This is a genomic window from Chryseobacterium sp. AC417 (assembly GCF_979258215.1).
In genome coordinates this window covers 2,910,375-2,930,375 of sequence record NZ_OZ409845.1, presented here as the reverse complement: position 1 = coordinate 2,930,375, position 20,001 = coordinate 2,910,375, and the positions used below count along the sequence as shown (strand labels likewise).

Genomic DNA, 20,001 nt, shown 5'->3' with positions numbered 1-20,001 from the left:
TTTTAGATATATAAAATCCCTTTCAGTTTTGAAAGGGGTTTTTATTTAAGTGAAATACATGTTTAATTTAAACTTTAAATTCTTTACATATTCATCAATAGGTGAATTTTAATTACGATACGAAGCACCAACGAAATAATGTTTTTCCGTATTATGCTGTAATCCGTAATTAATCCCTGCATCAAGTTTAAAATCTTTCACAACTTGTATCTGAATAGCAGCGTTTAAATAATTAGATAACTCATGTGCTTTAAAGTCATAAGTATAATAAGTTTCTACTATACCGTCTATATTTTTTATTAATTGGTGGCTAAGAGCTAATGTCTGCAGCAATTCAGTATGCATAGTCTGCTGATCTTTATCTTTTAATCTGTCAACTTCTACCTGAAATCCAAGATTCCATTCTCCGGGTAGTTTATAGAGCATCGGAACAATTAAACCACCTTCAAAACGGCTGGTTTCATCATATGTCGAAGTTGGAAATTTTATATAAGGTAATAATGCCAAAGCAAAATTTCCTTGGTCGTTTCCAATCAAATTTTGTTTGATTCTAAGAGTCACATCACCAAAGCCATGCGTTGTCTCTGTATTTCCAGAAGCAAGGTCTGTTTCTTTTTGCCTTCCATAAGTCTGGAAGCCAATCTGTATGGCGGTACTTTTGGTAAGTCCGATTTTTAAGTTTGCCTGATTAATCAATAATGGATTGTTTTTCTGTTCTTCAGACTTTTCTTTTATCAGCCTTACAAAATCAGTTTCGTACTGTAAGTGTCCTGCATCTACTGTATAGGGTGATTCAGTAACATCCGGTCTGTCGGTTTCCATTTCCCTCATGAGAGCACGGGGAACAGGATGCAGCAGCGAGTAATTTTGATGCAATTCTTGTTGCCCATAGCACACAAAAGGCAAAATAAATGCACCAAAAAAAATCTTAAAAATGTTGGGATTTTTTTTAATGGTCATGTTTATAATTTTGAAACTTTGGTTACAATTAAAAATTCACTCTGATATCTTCAGGATTCTCTAAAATAATTTTAATGAGGTTAAGATTGTCAATGATTTCAGCGTCTAGTTCCTCAAAAGTCCCATTCTCCTTTTTCTTTTGTAACTTAATGTCGCCGAAGCCGACTTCGTCTTTTGGAATTTCCAGCAAATAATTACCGTTTTCTTCGTTGTGAATAAAATGTTCTTTTTTGAATTCAATAAATTGCATAATAATATTTTTTTAGTAATGTTATACATTATTCAGCAAATTCTATTTTAAGATTGGCAATGACTTTTGATGCTGATCTTAAATTTAAAATGCTATATTTTTCGTAACGCAATAACGAAGCCACAGAACAAAAATTCGAAAAAATAAGAAGTCACGATCTGGAGTTAATAAATAACGTTTCCGTTTCCATCATCTAATGTCATGATCAAAAGGCCTTTTTTAAAATGTATTTGGATAGATCTAAACGCCAAAATCAGATTATATTCTTAGAAGTAAATAAAGATCACTAACAAGTAATTCTTAATTTAATTAAATAAAACTAAGGTTTTTTTTATCCTTTTAATTTTTCATTTTCAGTATGTTAAAATTAGTTTATTTAGCATAGTAATAATGATTTAGGATGTAATTATTGATTTTTAGATAAAATTTATTGCGAAACGTGAACTTGAATTTAACAAAAATTCGAAATCTTGCCAAACGCCTGTTAACTGACGTTTTTTATTTTCACTTCCCCGAATTTCAGTATATTATCATTAAATAACTCTCTATAATACCAAATTTTATTATTTACAATTTTCCATTTTGCTTCAACAAATTCCAGACATATTATGTTCGAATCCCACCAACTCATTCTTGTGTAATATTCTGGTGGTGATATTGGATTAAGGTTAAAAAATAATTGGTAAGTTTGGTTGAAATCATACTCATAGATATAATCAAATTTTTCGGCAAGAGTATCAAAAAATGATTCATTTAATTTGCCAGAAAACTTGTTTGTAGAACTAATAATTATAGGTTGTTCCATTTCAGCACCTTTTTCTTTAACTTCTCTTTCAGATGGCATTTTAAAAAACCACGTAAGTATTACTTTTTCTCCAATTTTTTCACATAATACGTCATCTAATAAATTTAAAGGAATCAACTCTGTATAATTTTTAGTTTCAAAAAATTCTATTTCCATATGTTGTAGCTTTTTTAAATGGCAGCTAACGTTTCGAGGCTTGGTGAGGCAAGCTTAGGAACCGATTTTTTTCTGTTAAAGATAAAATTTCTTGCGAAATGTAAAGGTAAACGTGTATTTACTACAAAATTCAGAATCTTGTCAAACTTCTGTTACCAGCAATATTAATTTAAATTTTACGTATATCGTTTTCGAACAACTTTCTAACATTCATTTTCATTTCCAGTTCGCAAACTCCAAATTCTTCAAAGTTTTTTCTTGCTTCAATTAAAGAAACTCGATTTGGACCTCCTTTTTCATTTGGATTTTGTTTGATAGAGGTCGTCTTCCCAAAAACAAATTTCACAAATTTTATAAGTTCCACTTGGAAATTCTGATAAAGTATTGTAACCGCAACATTTGCAAAAATATTTTCCATTTGCGCCATGTTGGTAATCTTCGTCAAGTTTTCTTAGGCTCATTTTCAGGATTAAAAAATTACAAAAAAATCATCAATTATTTTTCCAGTTTGTTCAAAGACAACAGAATAAAAACCTATTGTTTTGTCTTGATTAATAATTTTACATTTAAAAGTAATAAATGGATTTTTTAAATCACATTGGATATGATTCAACTCAATTGAAACATTTTTATTACTCAAATTTAAATCCTCACAAGTATTATTTTCAACAATTGATTTGAAGGAATTGAATAATATTTCCTTTACATTATTAGAATCTATAAAGTCTTTTGTCTGGATTTCGTTCATAAAATATTCTGCTAACGTATTGGGGCTTTGCGATGGTGGGGCAATCGAAGCACAAATCTTCAATTTTGCACAAAATTTCGATAGAAGAACTGCCGTTGAACTTTGCAGTTTCGCCCCACTATTGCAAAACTCTTGTTATCATTCGTTAAGTTTTAATGCTCCTTTTAGTTCCTCTTCTGTTGTCGACCAACCGCTTTCATATAATTTGTCCCAACCTCTTTTTCCGTTGTCAATGAATATTTGAATGTCAAACGGATTGAGTTTACTATCGAATATTTCAATTTTGTCAAACCAAATTTTTACCTCAATTGTCTTTTTACTGTATTTGTCTTCTTGAAAGAGGTCGATTGTGTGTTGCTTGTCAAAGTTACTACTCATAATTGTGTCAAAACTTGTATTTTCTTTCCATTGATTGAAAATTAATTTTTCTTCGTTATCAATAAATTCCCAGCCATAAAGTGATTCATTTTTAAATTCATTCATTTTGTCAACAAGTTCGGTTGGTTCGAATTTAATCGCTTCTGTTTCTGTGTCAAGAGTTAATGACGAAGCCAGTCGTCCAACGTTTCTAAAAGCAAAAAGAAATCTATTATCATTGGGAATTGTCCCGTCTTGTTGAATTGCAATAGGATAAAAAGTAAGGTAAACAGTTTTGCGTTCCTCTTCAAAGCAAAGTCCGACAATAATTGCCTCGTTTAAAGCAAGGTTAAGTCCGTTTTTTATGTCTTGGGTAATGTTTGTCTAAGTTTACACATAACGTTTCGGGGCTTTGCGATGGCGGGGAATCGAAGCACAAATCTTCAATTTTGCAAAAAAGTTCAATAGAAGAACTACCGTGGAACTTTGCAGTTTCGCCTCAATATTGCAAAACCTTTGTTAGGAGTAATTCTTATCTATAATTTACTTTAGTTAAGTTTCCGTCAAGAATAGTAAAAGATAAAATCTGATAGCTATCAACATTTTTTCCGTCAACTTTTGCTGCTTCCCAGTTTTGAGGCATTTTTTGGACTATTTCCAAAACGTTTTCAGAAAGCAATTTTAAATCTCCTTTTCCGTTACTAATGATTTCAAAATTACCTGCTTTTCCATTACAATTAACCACAAATCCAATATGTGTTCTAAACACAATGTTTTTGGATTTAGGATTTGTAAGAGAATTTTCCGCAAAATACTTTTTCAATTCTTCAATTCCGCCAATAAATTTTGAATTAGTATTTGGTTTTGATAAATCTCCATATTTTTGTTTTAATTGAGAATCTTCTACAGAATATTTTACTTCAGTACAAGGAGTAAAATCAGTTGTATTATCTTGTGCATAAATAACACAAGTCAATAAAGTAATTACGCTTGCTAGGATAAATTTTAAATTCATGTTTTTTAATTGTTAATGTGTGAATTACTGCTGACTTTTGTCTTAGCATTGCGTCAATCCAAACTATAATCAAATATAACAAAAATCTTCAGAAATTGATTTATTACAATATGTTTAAGATAATCAATTTTAAATATATAAATCACAATCATCCTCCAATGATTTCCAACCTATTAACATCTCTTAACTTGGTGTAAAAACAATGATTAGTAGTGTAATTATTTGATTTTTAGACGATAGCAGGACGGAGCAGGATGCTCATATTTGGCGTTGTGGGTAGATTAGTTTAAACAAAATTTAATATTCATGAAAAATAAATCTTTACTCTTTAAGCAAACTCTCAAATCTTTATTGATTTGTGGAATCACACTTTCTACAGTCGATATAAATGCACAGACACTAGCATTTCCGGAAGCTACAGGTTTTGGTAGATTTACTACAGGAGCAAGAGGTGCAGCCAATCCTCAAATCTATTTGGTAACCAATTTGAATGACAGCGGTGCAGGTTCTTTCCGTGATGCGGTAAGTCAGCCGGGTCGATTTGTGATTTTTAAAGTGGGAGGAATTGTTAATTTACAATCGGTCGTTGCCGTTGCTGCCAATACCACGATTGCCGGACAAACCGCTCCCGGAGAAGGAATTTTATTTTTAGGACCGAGAGTTTCATTTTCTGGATCTAATAATACCATTGCCAGATATTTCCGTGTCCGTTATGGCGGAACAGCCCAAAATCAAGATGCATCAGGAATTGCGAATGGTGCGAATATTATCTTAGATCATATGACATTTACCTGGGGTACAGATGAAGTATTTTCTGTGAACTGGGATAACAATGGGACGAGTCCTGATAATATTACGATTCAGAATTCTATCATCGGACAGGGATTACACCGTCATAATCACTCTGCAGGAGGATTGATGCAGCCACCAGTAGGCGGAAAGATCAGTCTGATCGGAAATTTATATATCTCCAATAAAACCAGAAACAACAAAGTAAAAGGGATCAATGAGTTCGTAAATAATGTTGTGTACAACTGGGGAAATTATGGCAATACGTACGGTCATACACAGTCAGGAGAAGCTTACATTATGGGCGGAGATTCTGCTGGAGCTTCTTATGCAAATATTATCAACAATTATTTTATCGGAGGTCCGAATACGGGCAGCACAGTTTCTACACCTTTTAGTGTGGGTAATGCCAACTTCAACTTGTATGGTCCCGGGAATTATTTTGATAACAATAAAAACGGAGTCTTAGACGGAACTTTGGTTCCCCAGGATTTAACGGGGTTTCCTACAGGAGATGCAGCTTCTATACTGACGACTCCTTATGATTACCCAATGAAAAATACAACTTTATCTGCGGTGGATGCTTATAATAATGTTGTTGCTGGAGTAGGAGCATCGTATCCGAGACGTGATCAGGTAGATCAATTGATGATTTCAGATTTATCATCTAAAGGAACCACTGCCGCTTATGTTTATGTACAAACGGATTTAACCACTCAGTTTGGTTTCACCAACGGTGGAGCAGGACACATTTATGGCGCACCGGCTCCTCTGGATACCGATAATGATGGTATGCCGGATGCGTGGGAAACTGCCAACGGACTTAATCCTAATGTTGCTGACGCTTTAGCAGTAAGTACTACCAACGCTCCTTATCTGAACATAGAGGTTTATATTAACGGTTTACCGAATACACCAGCGCCGGATTTTATTATCCCACCTACGAATTTAAATTTCACTAATCCTCTTACCACAGGAACTCCTGCTTTAAGTTCTTTCACGGTTAACTGGAATGACAATGCGACCAATGAAACGAATTATGTACTGGAACGTTCTACCAATGGAACAACCTTTACAGCTATTGCAACACTGCCTGCGAATACAGTCACTTATAATGAAACGGGTTTAACACCAAATACGCAATATTATTACAGAGTAAAAGCGACCAATGCAACAGATTCTTCTGTGTATACCGCCAATGCAACCATTACTACACCTCCGGTTCCGTCTGCGCCAACACAGGCTACGGCTCCCAATCCTTCCAGTGCAAATACCAATATTCAGTTGGATAATGGCAATCTGCTTTTAAAATGGTCAGGAAGCAGCAACACAACGAGCTATACTGTTCATTTTGGTACAGATCCTTTGAGTTTAACCAATGTGGCAACAGTTCCATATTCAGCTACGCCTTCACATCAATTGACAGGTTTGAGTACAGCAACCAATTACTACTGGAGAATTGATGCAACCAATACTTTAGGAACAGCTACAGGAATTGTATGGAATTTCCGTGCGATTACACCGAGTGTTGTAGGAAACTGGCCTTTTGCTGAAGCTCCGTTATCAGGTACACAAATTACAGATGTTTCGCCATTTGCCAATCACGGTATTTTAAGTGCGGCGTATGACAACGCAAGTGTAAGAGTTCCGGGAAAAGAAAACAATGCTTTAGATTTGGCAACTGCACCGGCAACTCCTTACATAGCGAGTATTCCTCATCAGGATCAGATTATGTTTAACAATAATTCATTTACCGTTTCTTACTGGATGAAAGCTCCGGCAAGTATGATTCCGGCATCTTCAGCGACGAGTCTTTATATTTTGTGTAAAGGTTCGATCACTAAAAATACAACAACAGGAGCAACCGGTAAACGTTTTAACATAGAGATTAAAGGTGGTCAGCTGCGATATGCTATCGATGATGATGTAACGAAAAAAGAAATTACATCACCTGTAGCCAATTATTTTACAGGCAACTGGGTGCATGTAGTGATCCAGAGAGACATTGTTGCTCATAAAATGAGAATTTACACCAATGGCGTTTTAAGTGCTGAAGGTGACGAGACAGCAGTTACAGGAATTGGTGAAGCAAGCGATTTTATCATTGGAAATATCGGTGAACTAGAATTTCAGGCAACTGCCAACGCTTCAGCTCCCTACAAAGGTGCATTTGATGAACTTAAAATGTACAACTACGCATTAACTTCAACCGAAGTATCTGCTTTGTACAATCAGGCAGTGTTGAGCAATGAAGAATTCAGCATCAGTAAAAACGTAGGAACGGTATATCCGAATCCTGTAAAAGATCAGATTTTCATTAAGCTTCCCGAATATAAAAAATCAAGTCTAACAGCGACAATACTGGATATGACCGGTAAAGTGATCGTTAAGGAAACAATAAAGTCTACAGAAAACGGAATATTTAATTTAAATATCGGTGGTAGAAAAGTATCAGGAAATTATATTCTGAATGTTTCAGGAGAAAATCTGAACAGCAATTTTAAAATTATTGTTCAGTAAAAATCAAAAGCACACTTAGTTTATTTCATATTACATTAGAAGATCCTTTCAATTTTTGAAAGGATTTTTTTTTGGGACAATCTGAAATTCGCTTCATCTGTAGAGTGCCAAAATTCGAAGAACATGAATTTGTTTCAAAGAAAATCTACGAACAGATTCCGCCCAAAGTAAAAGTATTTTCTCACAGATTTTGGGAAGACGCTGATTCCTGTGATTTCTGCGCTGGGAAATAAGATATGCGAATTGATTTAGGGAGTTATGAAGGGGTGAGTAAGCACCAGTTTAGAAACCCATACTATGAAAGGGTTATCTAAACTTAAAACTAATATCCTTCAAACTTTGTTTTTCCATAATAAATACTAGAGACCAGTGATCTTGAATATCAAATATTATTGAATCTGTTAACGTTTGGATTGTATAGGGTGGGTTATAATAAGTTGAATATAATAATTTTGCAATATGTTCTATATATTCATTACGTGAACTACTCGTTATTAATTCATTATTTTTGAAGAGATCTACAAATTGTTGATGTAAGCCAAAATCATTTGCAAGAAATCCTAAGCCTAATTGCGAAAAAATAATTTTACCATTTTTACAAACCAATATTGATTGTCTTTTACTAAATCCGTAACATCCTCGAAAATTCAAGTCGAATATATAAAATGACACCTCTGGAATACATTTTTTAAGAACATCATCTACATACAAAACAGGTAGATCTTTTTCATTATAATAGATTTCTCCAAAATTTATTTTCTTTCTTATAGGATATTCATTCTTCAAATAAGCAACTAATTCCTCCTGAGTTTGTGCCAAGCCAATACAGGGAAATAAGATCAGAAATAAATAAATTATCAGATGTTTCATACGGTGTGGTGTTAGTGCTAATATATCTTTTTAGCCTAAATCTAAGTTATTTAAATTTTTTAAAACTATTGTGTTTCCAACTTCCCAATCAACCTCCCTTTCACCACCGTAAAAGCATAATCCTTCGCTTCAGCAAAAGAAAACTCATATTTTCTCTCGATATTTCTCAGATCTTCAGGAAATTTTGCTAAAAGACCATCATAAAAACTATCCAGAAATTCTTTAGAAGGCATTTCGTATTTTATTTTCAGCTGAAAACGTCTGATGATTGCCGTGTCAATAATTTCTGCATGATTGGTGGCACAAAGCAGCAGCGCATTTTCGGGATAATAATCGATTAACTGAATCAGCGTATTCACGAGTCTTCTCATTTCACCCACATCTTTATCATCACTACCGCGAGCTTTTCCGATCTGGTCGAGCTCATCCAAAAAAAGAACAGATCGTTCTCTTGCAGCTTTATCAAAAATCATTTTGATATTTTGAGAAGTTTCCCCGATTCTTGACGAAACGATATTGCTGAGGTTGAGAATAATGATATTTTTGCCCAAAGCATTAGCAATTGCCTTTGCAGTCATAGTTTTTCCGCAACCTGAACTTCCTTCGAGAAGGACTTTATTGTTCACGGGAAGTCCGTATTCCATCAGTTCTTTGGCGTAGGTCTGTTCTTTGATGAGCTGTACAAAATGGTCTTTGTTATGAGGTTCAAGAAAAACATCATCGAGTGTTACTTCTTCTTTGTCCTGAATGATGAGGTTGTACAGATTCATTTTAGCTTTGTTGAAACAGTTTTGTGTTGCAAAGATAATCCTTTAGAATCTTTTTGGTTGATTAAGTTTTTTTAGAATAGCGTTGCTTCTAGTAGATTTTGAAAAAAATAGTGTCAAGAAGTTTTCGATGTAATGGCTGTCGGTGGCTCAATCTTTCTCGATACCTGTTTTATTAATTTAATAACGAAAAACGCCAGAGCTGACGAATTTTTCCAAGAAAATCATCATCCGAGAAATCTATAAAGAAATCTGCCTGCCAATCCTGAGTTTTCATCGCTTGTTTATTTTTGGGCGAATCCCAGTTCGGATACACTCTGAAACCTCGTTTTCCTTCTTTCGATCGAGAGGTAAGAATATGCTTTTGAGTAAGAATATATTTTGGAAAAAAGAAAATTCCGGATTTTTCATCAGACTGACAAGCAATAATGTAAAAATCAAAAGAATCTTCAGAAGTGAAAGGTTCGGTTTGTTTACTTTCAGGATTTCTCTTCCATAAAGTTACAAATTGTCCGATTTTCTTTGGGGTAATTTTAGCCTTTCTGAATTTGATGCTGCGATGATTAAGTTGAAAACTGTGTCCAAGATAATCTTCACATTCAGGATCTGGCTGAAGGTTTGAAATGATTAAGTCGAGCTTAGAAAAAACTGAATTTTGAAGTTGCTCAAGTTCTGTAATCATTTTTTGAGTTTTTTGCGCTCTTTTACTCCGGTTGAGTAAAAGAGCGGGCAGACAGTTAAGACTGCAAACATAAAAATACTAACTGATAAAATTGTTTTATGGGCTACTATTTTTAGTTGATAATTTAGTTGTTTTCTTTTTTTACCGTTGCGATATAAGAAGAAACTAAAACTGCACATGTTGCTACTCCGACGATTGCGATCATAATTTTTGAATTTTTATTTATTTTAATATTTATTGCGAATTCTGTAATGCAATATTACGGCTTTCAAATTGTATAGGCAATACAAATATCATGATGTATATCAGTTTGTTACGGCATTATTAAGCTATTTAAGAGTAACTGTTAATTGAATAATTTTAAAAATTTCATACAAATTGTCTGTAAAATAAATTATTTTATTCGTAAAATAATGTGAATATGTTAATGTATTCGTATTGTGTGTTTAAGACTTGATAATCACAATAAGATAAAAATGCTTTGCATAATAAAAACTAAAGCACCCTAAATTGGTGCTTTATTGATTAAAAATGAATAAAATTTAATAGTATAATTCGTCAGTTATCTGTGGATACAGATCAATACAATTTCTGATCATTTTCACAGAAAAAACTCGTGCGTTTACTTTTTCCGGTGTCTTTCTTTGTAACTTCTTCTCCACAGATGGGACAGCTTTTCTGATGGTAGATTTGGAAATGTTTGCTGAGAACATTGGCTTTTTTCCATTTCTTAAAGTCGAAACCATAGTTTCTTGCTTCTGCGATAATTTCTTTCAGTTTTTTCGGAGGTAGGTTTCCGATCAGAGTTTCCGGATGAATTCCTACTCTGAACAAAGCTTCGTTTTTGATGATATTCCCGACTCCGGAGAAAATATCCTGATTCATCAAGGCATCACAGATCATCATTTTAGGAGCTGCTTTTAAAGTTGCTTCAGTTTTTTCGGAGTTCCATCGGTCACTCATGATATCAGTTTCCCAGTCGATTTTTAAAAGAAAACTTTCATCAATGATTTTCACAACGCAAGTGTAAAAATACATTCCGCCTTCTTTAAATGTAAAGCCCAGACGAAGTGTATCAATATCTTTCCTTTCATGCAGACTGTAAGAACCAAACATCATGAGATGGATTTTGAAAATAATATGATCAAAAATCAGATAGGTTTGTTTCCCGAAGGTTTTGATTTCTCTTAGAATTTCTCCTTTTATTTTTGATGTTTCAGGAAGTTCGCTTCCGCTCACTTCCATTACTTTTTGGCCTGCAAATTTTTGCAGATCTTCTTTCATTAGAATAATTGTTGGACCTTCAGGCATTGTTTTGTTTTCAAGAAAAACTCAAATATTATTCCTTTAAAAGTAAAATTTGAATTAATTTTGGAAAATGATGAATTTGAACCAGATTTTTACCAGTCAGCGTACCGGTAACAATCCAAATACTGTTGCTTCAAGAACGGATTTCCAGAGAGATTTTGACCGGATTATTTTTTCGTCGGCATTTAGAAGATTGCAGAACAAAACTCAGGTTTTTCCTCTTCCCGGAAGTGTATTTGTACATAACCGATTGACGCATTCATTAGAAGTTTCTTCGGTAGGAAGAAGTCTGGGAAGTGTGATAGGAGAATTTATTTCTGAAAATCATCAGAATGAACTCACGGAAGAATCTAACAACTTTTATCAGCTTAATTTAGGAAACGTAATCGCTGCAGCCTGCCTTTGTCATGATGTGGGAAATCCTGCGTTCGGACACTCCGGTGAAGATGCCATTGCGAGCTATTTTGATAAAAATGAAAACGAACTTAAACCTAAATTTTCAACCAAAGAATGGGCAGATCTTGTTAATTTTGAAGGAAACGCCAATGCAATCCGTGTTCTCGCTCATCAACAGCAAGGGAAGGATCTAGGAGGAACCCAGCTTACCTTTACAACTTTAGCAAGTATTGCAAAATATCCCTGTGAAGCTGTCGCAAAGAAAAAAGGAATTATTCACAGGAAAAAATTCGGGTTTTTTCAGAACGAAAAAGAAACTTTTTTAGAAATAGCAAAAGGAGTTAATCTCATTCAGGAAAATGATGAACCTTATATTTTTAAAAGACATCCTTTTGTTTGGTTAGTAGAAGCTGCCGATGATATCTGCTACAATATTATTGATATGGAAGATGCACATCGTTTGGGGATTATTTCAAGTGCAGACTGCGAAAATCTTTTTATGGATCTTATCGAATCTGAAAATAAGGACATCAAAAAAGTGAAAGATAAGCTGGTTGCTATTTCAAATGATAACGAAAGGGTTTCTTACCTGAGAGCTAAAGTTATTAATGCATTGATTAATCAGTCCATAGAAAGTTTTAAAACAAATTTCACTACAATTTTAGAAGGTAATTTAGATAAAGGTTTGCTGGATATTTACCGTGACGGAAATAAAGCACTACAGGAAATTGAATCTTATTCTATCGCTAAAATATACAATCACAAAGCTGTTGTAGAAATAGAAAATGCAGGTTATAATGTTATGTATGAATTGCTTGATCACTTTATTCCATCGGTTTTAAAAGCGAAAGATGACAGGAAATCTTACGATAAAATGGCTTTAAAACTTCTGCCACAACAATTTGTTTACGAAGAAGGGAATGATTACCAGAAAACTTTGGGAGTTATTGATTTTGTATCAGGAATGACCGATAATTATGCTACAGACTTGTATAGAAAAATAAAAGGAATCGATATCGGAATGACGATGTGATTTTTCAACTTTAATTTGATTTTTATTCTAAAAACTTGTATCTTATCACCTAATTCATAAAAAAAACTATATGGTGTATTTAGGTATTTTGGTCTTTTTCGGACTTGTTACATTATTCGCTTCATTCTTTACAGTAAAGCAGGAATCTGCAGCGGTTGTAGAACGATTGGGTAAATTTTTAAAAGTAAGCCACGCCGGTTTGCATTTGAAGATCCCTTTTTTGGATCAGATTTCTAAACGTCTGAATCTTAGAATCCAGCAATTGGATGTCATTATCGATACCAAAACTTTGGATAATGTTTTCATAAAAATGAAAGTTTCTGTGCAATATCAGGTGATCAGAGAAAACGTAAAAGATGCATATTATCGTTTGGAAAATCCTGAAAATCAGATTACATCTTATGTTTTTGATGTGGTGCGTGCGGAAGTTCCAAAAACGAAATTAGACGATGTTTTTGTAAGAAAAGATGATATTGCAGTGGCTGTAAAAAGTGAATTGCAGGAAGCAATGCAAAGTTATGGTTACGATATTATCAAAGCGTTGGTGACAGATATTGATCCGGATGAACAGGTAAAACACGCCATGAACAGGATCAACGCTGCAGAACGTGAAAAAACTGCTGCAGAATACGAATCTGAAGCGCAAAGAATCAGAATTGTTGCGGTTGCAAAAGCTGAAGCCGAATCTAAAAAACTTCAGGGACAAGGGATTGCAGACCAGAGAAGAGAAATCGCAAAAGGTCTTGAAGAGTCTGTAAAAATGCTGAATGCTGCAGGAATCAATGCGCAAGAAGCTTCGGCACTAATTGTTGTAACGCAACATTACGATACTTTACATTCCATCGGAGCCAATAACAGAAGCAATTTGGTGTTATTACCCAATTCTCCACAGGCAGCAAGCTCTATGCTGAATGAATTGGTGGTTTCTATGGCTGCAACGCAGAAAATGGATGAAGTCAATAAGATACAGTTACCCGAACCTCCGAGAAATCACGGGCATTAAGATCATTTGCTGAAAATATAAATCCCTTCAATACATATTGAAAGGGATTTTTTTATTTCTTGATATTAGAACAGTTTCTGAAGCAATGATGAAAATTTTATCGTTTTCTCGTTTGAAATTCTGCATTGTTTTGCATTGAATCTCGACAAATATTGCTGTTAAATGAAAAATTAAGATTAAAGTCTATAGAATATTTTTCATCATATGAAATTTCAAAGGACTTCAAAATTAAGCTTTTTCTTTAGTTCTGAATTTTTGTTTGCCAGTCAATAATTCGAAAAATAGTTTAAAATCTGACATCAGTGACCAAAGCGGATATTTAAAAGTGGCAGGTTTATTTCTCTCGATAAAAGCATGGCTCAGCCACGCAAAACCATATCCAAATATCGGAATGTACCAAAGAAATCTTTCTTTTCCGGTGTAAATGACAAACCCCATGACGAGAAAAACAAACAGAATTCCCAGAAAATGAAAAATTCTTGTTCCTAATTTCTTGTGTTCATCGAGATAAAACTCATAGAACTCTTGGTATGTTTTGATTCTTTCAGGCATGGCAGTATAGTTTAAAGTTCTTAAGAAACTTTAGCAATTATTTCGCCAATTATTTATAGTAATATGATAGTTTGTTCCTGTTTAGATGATTTATTAAAATATTGTGTTACTTTCTTAAATAAATACCACTGTTTTTCTTAGACAAAATGTAGGTTGTCAAAACTTTGTCTTTCATCGTGATAATTAAACGCAAAGCTAAACAAAGACTTAACTTATAAGGTTTTCAAATTAAGATATACAAAGGCGTTCCACTTATATTCGAAAAACAAGGATTGGATATTATATCAATAATTTAAAGTTCCAAGCATAAATGTTTTGGAAGCGTTCAATGCCTGTGAATTTGTAGTTAATTCCTTTACAACACCCTTGTTTTTGATATAGCTGGAATGAATAAAATAAGTGTCTTTATTTTCTCTTGTAATAAAACCCGTATGGAAGTCGAGACCGACAATGTACACCTGGTTTTTATCTTTGTTTAAGAGATAATTGTCTAAATCCTGTCTTTTGCTGAAATATTTGATGTCTTTACAAAGCTTTTTAATCATCACGGAAGAAGCTTGTTGTGCAAGATAAGTTCTGTTGATGTCGAAACCAAAATCAACCAGCGTATTCGTAACAAAATATCCGCAGGCAATGGTGTTTTTCTGAGGTTCTCTCGATGTTCCGTTGAATGACCAAGGTGTACCCATCCAATAATTGGGAACGTCGTAGTTGATAAATTTAAAAAGATAATTTTTCTTTTCTTCCGCAGTCTTTTTATTGATCGACCTTAAAAATTCTTTATAAGGAATCTTCGTTATTTCTGAATTCTGTACGGTTAAATCATTGCCCGATTCAACTTTAGATTTATTGCATCCTATGGTGATTAAACATAGCAGACAGAAAAGATATTTCATCTTTTAATTGGTATTTCTCAGTTTGCTGTTCTGATATCCGTAACAGAAATAAATTACCAAACCTACGGCAAACCATATCCCGAAATAGAACCAGTTTTCGTGGCTCATCCCTGTCAATAAATACAGGCAAGAGCTTAAACCGATTAATGGAATCAGCGATAGATTTTTGATAAAAGTTACCAGACAAAGAATCAGATTAACAATAATAAAAAAGAAAATTGATGCTCTGAATTCGCCTTCTTTGGGATCTTTCCAATCCATTAAGTTTTCAAAAAATGCCGGTTGAAAATAATAAAACCCCACTAAAGCTCCGATGAAAATTACCGGGAAAATAATTTTACCATTGATGTAGGGAAGGTGAAAACGACCTTTGATCTTTTCTTTTGGAGGGAGCATCAAAACACCTGCACAGACCAGCACAAAGGCGAAAATAGTTCCGATACTTGTAAAATCTAAAATAAAACTTTTGTCTGTAAAAAGAATCGGAACGCCAACAACAATACCCGTAACAATCGTTGCGAATGCCGGTGTTTTGAATTTTGGATGCACTTCCTGAAACTTTTTGGGCATTAATCCGTCACGACTCATCGCATACCAGATTCTCGGTTGCCCCATCTGGAATACCAATAAAACTGTGGTAATTGCTACAATCGCTACAAATGAAACCGTCAGTTCCATCCACGCAACATTAGCGTTTGTTTTTTCAAATATAAATGAAAGAGGATCTCCGACTCCGTCGAACTTTCTGTAATCGACCATTCCGGTTAAAACCAAAGTCAGACAGATATAAATAACGGTACACAAAGCCAAAGAAATAATCATTCCTTTTGGTAATGTCTTTTGTGGATCTTTTGTTTCTTCTGAAAGTACACTTAGTGCATCAAAGCCTATATACGCAAAGAAAACTCCTGAAACCGCACTCATCACTCCTGCAAAACCATTCGGCATAAATGATTGAGTCCCTGTCTCGATACTTACAGGTGTCCAGTTATCGGTATTGATGTATGAAAAACCAACCAGAATAACCAAAACGATTACGGCTAATTTTAAAATCACCAAAGAATTGTTGAAGTTTTTACTTTCTTTCACTCCACGATAACACAGCCACGTAATTAACCCATTAATCACCAATGCCGGAATATCGACGATTAGTTTTAAATTTCCCAGTAAAGGTGCAGATGTCCACGCATTAATGAGTTCTTTATTTTCAGAACCGTTTAAGAAAGCTTTTTTCGCTTCGGTATAGCTGCACGTGAGATAATCAGGAATGTGCATTCCGAGACGCTCGATGAAACTTGTAAAATAATCTGACCAGGAGAACGCGACATAGATATTTCCGAATGAATATTCCATAATCAAAGCCCAGCCAATTACCCAGGCTATTAATTCACCAAAACTAGCGTAAGCATACGTGTAAGCAGAGCCCGCTGTAGGAATTCTGCTGGCAAATTCTGCATAACATAGAGCGGTAAAACCACAGGCAAAACCACAAATCAGATAGAGCAGGATAACGCCGGGACCACCTCTGAAAACGGCTTCACCCAAACTGCTGAAACTTCCGGCTCCGATGATGGCGGCAATTCCAAAAAAAACGATATCCCAAGTTCCTAAAACCCGCAAAAGATTGGTGGAAGTATCTGTTGCTGAATAGTTTTTCCTTCTGAAAAGTTGATTCATTTAATAGTTATCTAAAAGTTGAAAAAAACAAATGTAATTATTTCTGATAAATAATTAAGATTTTCTTAATATTTCTTACTAAAAAGTTAATTAGTATTAAAAAATAATCCACATACTAACAATATGTTAAAAGGCTTGTTTTTACAATATCTTTTCGATATTTTCGTTGATAATTTGTGGATAAAATCTGTCTCATTTTTGAAGACCTTTCCATTTTAAAATTTGATGTTAATGAAATCAAAAAAAATACTTTTAGCGGCTGCTGTTTTCTATTTCGGGGTTTCCGAAGCTCAACAGTCTCAATACTTTACCCAAAAAGAAAACTACAGGTTTAATCTTGCTCAAAATCTTTATCAGACCAAAATATACAACGCTTCCCAATACGAATATGCACGACAGTATTTCTACAACCAGAATCTGGAGCAGTCGAGAAAAGAAGCTGCACAGTTTTTTGATAACGTGATAGGAGTGATTCTTCAGAAAAATCATGCGGAAGAAGGTTTGACGGCTTTTATAAAAGAATATCCTAACTCTGCGTATTTTGCCCAGGCAAATTTACCATTGGCAGATTATTATTTGGCTAAAAAAGATTTTAGTACAGCTTTAGAAACTTTAAAAAAAGTAAATCAATATCAGCTGACCAAAGAAGAAAATACACAGTATATTCTGAAATTGGGGTATGCTAAATTTATGATGGGTGATTCTAAAGGGGCGATTGATGCACTGGAAGAAGCTTACAAAACGGCTGAAGAATCTGAAAAAGGCGATGTAGCTTATATGTTAGGACATTTATATTATTCTAACAAGCAGAATGATAAAGCTTTCGAATACTTTGATTCTGTAAAAGATCAGCCGAAATTTTCAAAGCTGGTGCGTCCGTATTATGTTCAGATGCATTACAATGATAAAGATTACGATAAAGCGATCTCAGAAGGAAATGCTTTGTTGAATGAAGATATTTCTGAATCTTACAAAGCGGAAGTTCACAAAATCATCGGTGAATCTTATTTTATGAAGAACGATTATGAATCGGCGTATCCACACTTGAAAGATTATCTGAGTATTCAGCAAAATCCGTCAGAAAATGATCTGTATGAAATGGGATTTGTGGCGGCTCAGCTTAAAAAATATGATGAAGCGGTTTCTTTTTACAACCAATTAATCAACAGCAACTCGGCTTTAGCTCAGAATGCGTATTATCAATTAGGGAATGCTTATTTGGCAGTTGATAAAAAGCAGGAAGCACTTTCAGCATTCCGTTCGTCTTATCAGATGGATTATGATGCAAGTGTGAAACAACTGGCTCACGAACAATACGCAAAATTAGGATACGACATCGGAAACCCGTTTGAAAGTCCGACAACTGTAATTCAAAATTATATAACAGAAAATCCAGGTGGTGCTAAAACTGCAGAAATGAGATCACTTTTGGTGAAATCTTATCTGTATTCCGGCAACTTTAAAGAAACTTTGAATGCTATTGATAAATTACCGAATTCTACACCTGAAACCGACAAAGTAGATCAGGAAGTTTCTTACTTATTGGGAACTGAAGAATTCAACAAAGGTAATTTTGACGAAGCGGAACGATATTTCTTAAGAAGTTTAGAATTTAATATCAATAAAGAATTCAACAGCAGAGCTTTATACTGGTTGGGACAGGTGTATTATCAGAAAGGAAATTATCCTTCTGCGATTGCCCGTTACGAAAAACTTACCAACGAAACCTTCCCTGAGAAACAGCAGTTGCCTTACGATATGGGTTATGCTTATTTTAAATCTAAAAAATTCGATCAGGCAGAAACATATTTCAAACAATATCTGACGAATCCTAAAACTGAATTTAAAAATGATGCAGAACTTCGATTGGCCGATATCTATTATGCCAATAATAATCTGAACGAAGCAATTGCGATCTACGATAAAAATGAGGATTCTACAGATTATACTTTATATCAGAAAGCTTTGGCTTTAGGATTTAAAGATGATCAGGCAGCAAAAATTACCAATTTAAAATCATTGATTTCTAAATATCCGGCATCGGAATATATTGATGATGCGCAATACGAAATTGGTGCAGCTTACGCCGCTCAGGATGATTTTACCAATTCTAATGATTTCTTCGGAAAAGTGATTAAATCTTCTTCAGATAAAGATTTGGTTGCGAATGCATCCATTTACAGAGCGCAGAATTATATTGACCAAAATCAAAGTGATAAAGCGTTATCTGAATTAAGATCTCTTGGCGAACAATATAAAAATACGGCTTACGCACAGAAAATTGTTCAGGCTGCAAAACCTATTTTCACAAAAAATGGTGATGTTTCAGGTTATGCTGATTTTGCAAGAAATATGGGTGTCAACATCGACGCTTCTGAAATCGACGAAATTAATCTGTCAACAGGTAAACAATATTTCACAAAGAAAGATTACAAAAATGCAATTTCTTATTACGAGAAATATTTAATTCAAAATCCAACAGGAGAGGGTCTTTATCAAGCTAAATATGAGTTAGGTGAAAGCTATTATCAGACGAATAATCCTACAAAAGCCTTATTGGTTTTACAGGAAATTGCAAACGTTCAGAATGATTATCAGGATGACGCAGCAACTCGAGTGTCTCAAATTTATATCGCTCAGGGAAATTCTGCCGAAGCTAAGAAGTATCTTGAAAATATTAAGAATTCTTCCAACATCAATGTCAGAAACTTCGCCAATATAGAACTGATGAAAATGTATGCAGAAGAAAAGAATTTCTCCCAAGCTGAAAAATTGGCTGATGAAGTAATTTCAAATAATAAAAACTCTGCTGCAGTAATCGAAACGGCTAAAGTGATCAAGGCGAGAAGTCTGATGAATTCGGGGAAAGATAAAGATGCACAGACCGCTTACACTTCACTTGAAAAATCTTCGAATACTGAAGTTGCAGCAGAAGCACTTTACGCAAAAGCATTCTATCAGAACAAAGGAAAAGCATTTAAATCTTCTAACGAAACCATTTTTAAATTAGCTAACAATTACGCATCAGAAGATTATTGGGGCGCAAAAGCATTGGTTTTGATGGCTAAAAATTATATTGGTCTGAAAGATAATTATCAGGCAAGTTATACTTGTGACCAGATTATTTCAAACTATGCAGATTTCCCTGAAATTGTTGCAGAGGCGAAGGAAGTTAAAAAGCAGATTAAAAAGTAAAATGTACTGTCGTATTCCTGTA

The 20,001-nt window shown here is 34.2% G+C and carries 18 protein-coding genes and 1 pseudogene; 5 read left to right on the top strand and 14 right to left on the bottom strand.

Translation table 11 applies throughout. The annotated features are described in order from the left end of the window. Window positions 1-108: 108 nt before the first annotated feature. From ACZZ9T_RS13930 to ACZZ9T_RS13900, 7 genes and pseudogenes are all read right to left on the bottom strand, one after another. Window positions 109-960: a transporter gene (locus tag ACZZ9T_RS13930; protein WP_463442586.1), complete on the bottom strand. Its 852-nt coding sequence runs from the start codon at window positions 958-960 to the stop codon at window positions 109-111. 28 nt (window positions 961-988) lie between these two features. Then, entirely contained in the window at window positions 989-1,210 is a 222-nt protein-coding gene (locus ACZZ9T_RS13925) for a hypothetical protein (protein ID WP_463442585.1), read from the bottom strand. Window positions 1,211-1,694: 484 nt separating this feature from the next. Then, the gene (locus ACZZ9T_RS13920) at window positions 1,695-2,171 is read right to left on the bottom strand and encodes a hypothetical protein (RefSeq protein WP_463442584.1); all 477 of its coding nucleotides are present in this window, start codon (window positions 2,169-2,171) and stop codon (window positions 1,695-1,697) included. A gap of 169 nt (window positions 2,172-2,340) precedes the next feature. Beyond that, window positions 2,341-2,632, bottom strand: a pseudogene (locus tag ACZZ9T_RS13915) (CPCC family cysteine-rich protein). An 8-nt stretch (window positions 2,633-2,640) separates the two neighbouring features. Then, window positions 2,641-2,982: a hypothetical protein gene (locus tag ACZZ9T_RS13910; RefSeq protein ID WP_463442583.1), complete on the bottom strand. Its 342-nt coding sequence runs from the start codon at window positions 2,980-2,982 to the stop codon at window positions 2,641-2,643. 75 nt (window positions 2,983-3,057) lie between these two features. Beyond that, on the bottom strand, window positions 3,058-3,402 hold the full coding sequence (locus ACZZ9T_RS13905; protein ID WP_463442582.1) for a hypothetical protein: 345 nt from the start codon (window positions 3,400-3,402) through the stop codon (window positions 3,058-3,060). Between the two features lie 406 nt (window positions 3,403-3,808). Continuing rightward, the gene (locus ACZZ9T_RS13900; protein WP_463442581.1) at window positions 3,809-4,291 is read right to left on the bottom strand and encodes a hypothetical protein; all 483 of its coding nucleotides are present in this window, start codon (window positions 4,289-4,291) and stop codon (window positions 3,809-3,811) included. A 306-nt stretch (window positions 4,292-4,597) separates the two neighbouring features. Between ACZZ9T_RS13900 and ACZZ9T_RS13895 the strand changes: the two genes are divergently transcribed. Both ACZZ9T_RS13895 and ACZZ9T_RS13890 read left to right on the top strand, forming a co-directional pair. Beyond that, complete coding sequence (locus tag ACZZ9T_RS13895; protein WP_463442580.1) at window positions 4,598-7,600, top strand: LamG-like jellyroll fold domain-containing protein; 3,003 nt, start codon at window positions 4,598-4,600, stop codon at window positions 7,598-7,600. A gap of 71 nt (window positions 7,601-7,671) precedes the next feature. Further along, window positions 7,672-7,833: a hypothetical protein gene (locus tag ACZZ9T_RS13890; protein ID WP_463442579.1), complete on the top strand. Its 162-nt coding sequence runs from the start codon at window positions 7,672-7,674 to the stop codon at window positions 7,831-7,833. Between the two features lie 73 nt (window positions 7,834-7,906). Here the strand turns inward: ACZZ9T_RS13890 and ACZZ9T_RS13885 are convergent, their stop codons facing one another. From ACZZ9T_RS13885 to ACZZ9T_RS13870, 4 genes are all read right to left on the bottom strand, one after another. Continuing rightward, entirely contained in the window at window positions 7,907-8,470 is a 564-nt protein-coding gene (locus ACZZ9T_RS13885) for a hypothetical protein (protein WP_463442578.1), read from the bottom strand. Window positions 8,471-8,535: 65 nt separating this feature from the next. Beyond that, window positions 8,536-9,240: an AAA family ATPase gene (locus tag ACZZ9T_RS13880; RefSeq protein ID WP_463442577.1), complete on the bottom strand. Its 705-nt coding sequence runs from the start codon at window positions 9,238-9,240 to the stop codon at window positions 8,536-8,538. A gap of 172 nt (window positions 9,241-9,412) precedes the next feature. Further along, the gene (locus ACZZ9T_RS13875) at window positions 9,413-9,919 is read right to left on the bottom strand and encodes a MepB family protein (RefSeq protein WP_463442576.1); all 507 of its coding nucleotides are present in this window, start codon (window positions 9,917-9,919) and stop codon (window positions 9,413-9,415) included. A 579-nt stretch (window positions 9,920-10,498) separates the two neighbouring features. Continuing rightward, a complete protein-coding gene (locus tag ACZZ9T_RS13870; RefSeq protein ID WP_463442575.1) occupies window positions 10,499-11,230 on the bottom strand; it encodes a DNA-formamidopyrimidine glycosylase family protein in 732 nt (243 codons plus the stop codon). A gap of 70 nt (window positions 11,231-11,300) precedes the next feature. Between ACZZ9T_RS13870 and ACZZ9T_RS13865 the strand changes: the two genes are divergently transcribed. Both ACZZ9T_RS13865 and ACZZ9T_RS13860 read left to right on the top strand, forming a co-directional pair. Next, window positions 11,301-12,656, top strand: a complete 1,356-nt coding sequence (locus tag ACZZ9T_RS13865; protein ID WP_463443006.1) for a deoxyguanosinetriphosphate triphosphohydrolase — start codon at window positions 11,301-11,303, stop codon at window positions 12,654-12,656. Between the two features lie 70 nt (window positions 12,657-12,726). After that, window positions 12,727-13,659: an SPFH domain-containing protein gene (locus ACZZ9T_RS13860; protein WP_463442574.1), complete on the top strand. Its 933-nt coding sequence runs from the start codon at window positions 12,727-12,729 to the stop codon at window positions 13,657-13,659. 228 nt (window positions 13,660-13,887) lie between these two features. Here the strand turns inward: ACZZ9T_RS13860 and ACZZ9T_RS13855 are convergent, their stop codons facing one another. The 3 genes from ACZZ9T_RS13855 to ACZZ9T_RS13845 form a co-directional block, all read right to left on the bottom strand. After that, on the bottom strand, window positions 13,888-14,211 hold the full coding sequence (locus ACZZ9T_RS13855; protein ID WP_463442573.1) for an Mpo1-like protein: 324 nt from the start codon (window positions 14,209-14,211) through the stop codon (window positions 13,888-13,890). A 284-nt stretch (window positions 14,212-14,495) separates the two neighbouring features. Next, complete coding sequence (locus ACZZ9T_RS13850) at window positions 14,496-15,107, bottom strand: hypothetical protein (protein WP_463442572.1); 612 nt, start codon at window positions 15,105-15,107, stop codon at window positions 14,496-14,498. 3 nt (window positions 15,108-15,110) lie between these two features. Continuing rightward, window positions 15,111-16,784 carry an APC family permease gene (locus ACZZ9T_RS13845; RefSeq protein WP_463442571.1) on the bottom strand — a complete coding sequence of 558 codons (1,674 nt, stop codon included), beginning with the start codon at window positions 16,782-16,784 and terminating at the stop codon, window positions 15,111-15,113. Between the two features lie 231 nt (window positions 16,785-17,015). Between ACZZ9T_RS13845 and ACZZ9T_RS13840 the strand changes: the two genes are divergently transcribed. Beyond that, entirely contained in the window at window positions 17,016-19,979 is a 2,964-nt protein-coding gene (locus ACZZ9T_RS13840; RefSeq protein ID WP_463442570.1) for a tetratricopeptide repeat protein, read from the top strand. Window positions 19,980-20,001: the final 22 nt, after the last annotated feature.

What these genes read in the sequence shown, in the direction of transcription:
- ACZZ9T_RS13930 (WP_463442586.1), bottom strand. Translation starts at nt 960, where the DNA reads ATGACCATTAAAAAAAATCCCAACATTTTTAAGATTTTTTTTGGTGCA.
- ACZZ9T_RS13925 (WP_463442585.1), bottom strand. Translation starts at nt 1,210, where the DNA reads ATGCAATTTATTGAATTCAAAAAAGAACATTTTATTCACAACGAAGAA.
- ACZZ9T_RS13920 (WP_463442584.1), bottom strand. Translation starts at nt 2,171, where the DNA reads ATGGAAATAGAATTTTTTGAAACTAAAAATTATACAGAGTTGATTCCT.
- ACZZ9T_RS13905 (WP_463442582.1), bottom strand. Translation starts at nt 3,402, where the DNA reads ATGAATGAATTTAAAAATGAATCACTTTATGGCTGGGAATTTATTGAT.
- ACZZ9T_RS13900 (WP_463442581.1), bottom strand. Translation starts at nt 4,291, where the DNA reads ATGAATTTAAAATTTATCCTAGCAAGCGTAATTACTTTATTGACTTGT.
- ACZZ9T_RS13895 (WP_463442580.1), top strand. Translation starts at nt 4,598, where the DNA reads ATGAAAAATAAATCTTTACTCTTTAAGCAAACTCTCAAATCTTTATTG.
- ACZZ9T_RS13885 (WP_463442578.1), bottom strand. Translation starts at nt 8,470, where the DNA reads ATGAAACATCTGATAATTTATTTATTTCTGATCTTATTTCCCTGTATT.
- ACZZ9T_RS13880 (WP_463442577.1), bottom strand. Translation starts at nt 9,240, where the DNA reads ATGAATCTGTACAACCTCATCATTCAGGACAAAGAAGAAGTAACACTC.
- ACZZ9T_RS13875 (WP_463442576.1), bottom strand. Translation starts at nt 9,919, where the DNA reads ATGATTACAGAACTTGAGCAACTTCAAAATTCAGTTTTTTCTAAGCTC.
- ACZZ9T_RS13870 (WP_463442575.1), bottom strand. Translation starts at nt 11,230, where the DNA reads ATGCCTGAAGGTCCAACAATTATTCTAATGAAAGAAGATCTGCAAAAA.
- ACZZ9T_RS13865 (WP_463443006.1), top strand. Translation starts at nt 11,301, where the DNA reads ATGAATTTGAACCAGATTTTTACCAGTCAGCGTACCGGTAACAATCCA.
- ACZZ9T_RS13860 (WP_463442574.1), top strand. Translation starts at nt 12,727, where the DNA reads ATGGTGTATTTAGGTATTTTGGTCTTTTTCGGACTTGTTACATTATTC.
- ACZZ9T_RS13855 (WP_463442573.1), bottom strand. Translation starts at nt 14,211, where the DNA reads ATGCCTGAAAGAATCAAAACATACCAAGAGTTCTATGAGTTTTATCTC.
- ACZZ9T_RS13850 (WP_463442572.1), bottom strand. Translation starts at nt 15,107, where the DNA reads ATGAAATATCTTTTCTGTCTGCTATGTTTAATCACCATAGGATGCAAT.
- ACZZ9T_RS13845 (WP_463442571.1), bottom strand. Translation starts at nt 16,784, where the DNA reads ATGAATCAACTTTTCAGAAGGAAAAACTATTCAGCAACAGATACTTCC.
- ACZZ9T_RS13840 (WP_463442570.1), top strand. Translation starts at nt 17,016, where the DNA reads ATGAAATCAAAAAAAATACTTTTAGCGGCTGCTGTTTTCTATTTCGGG.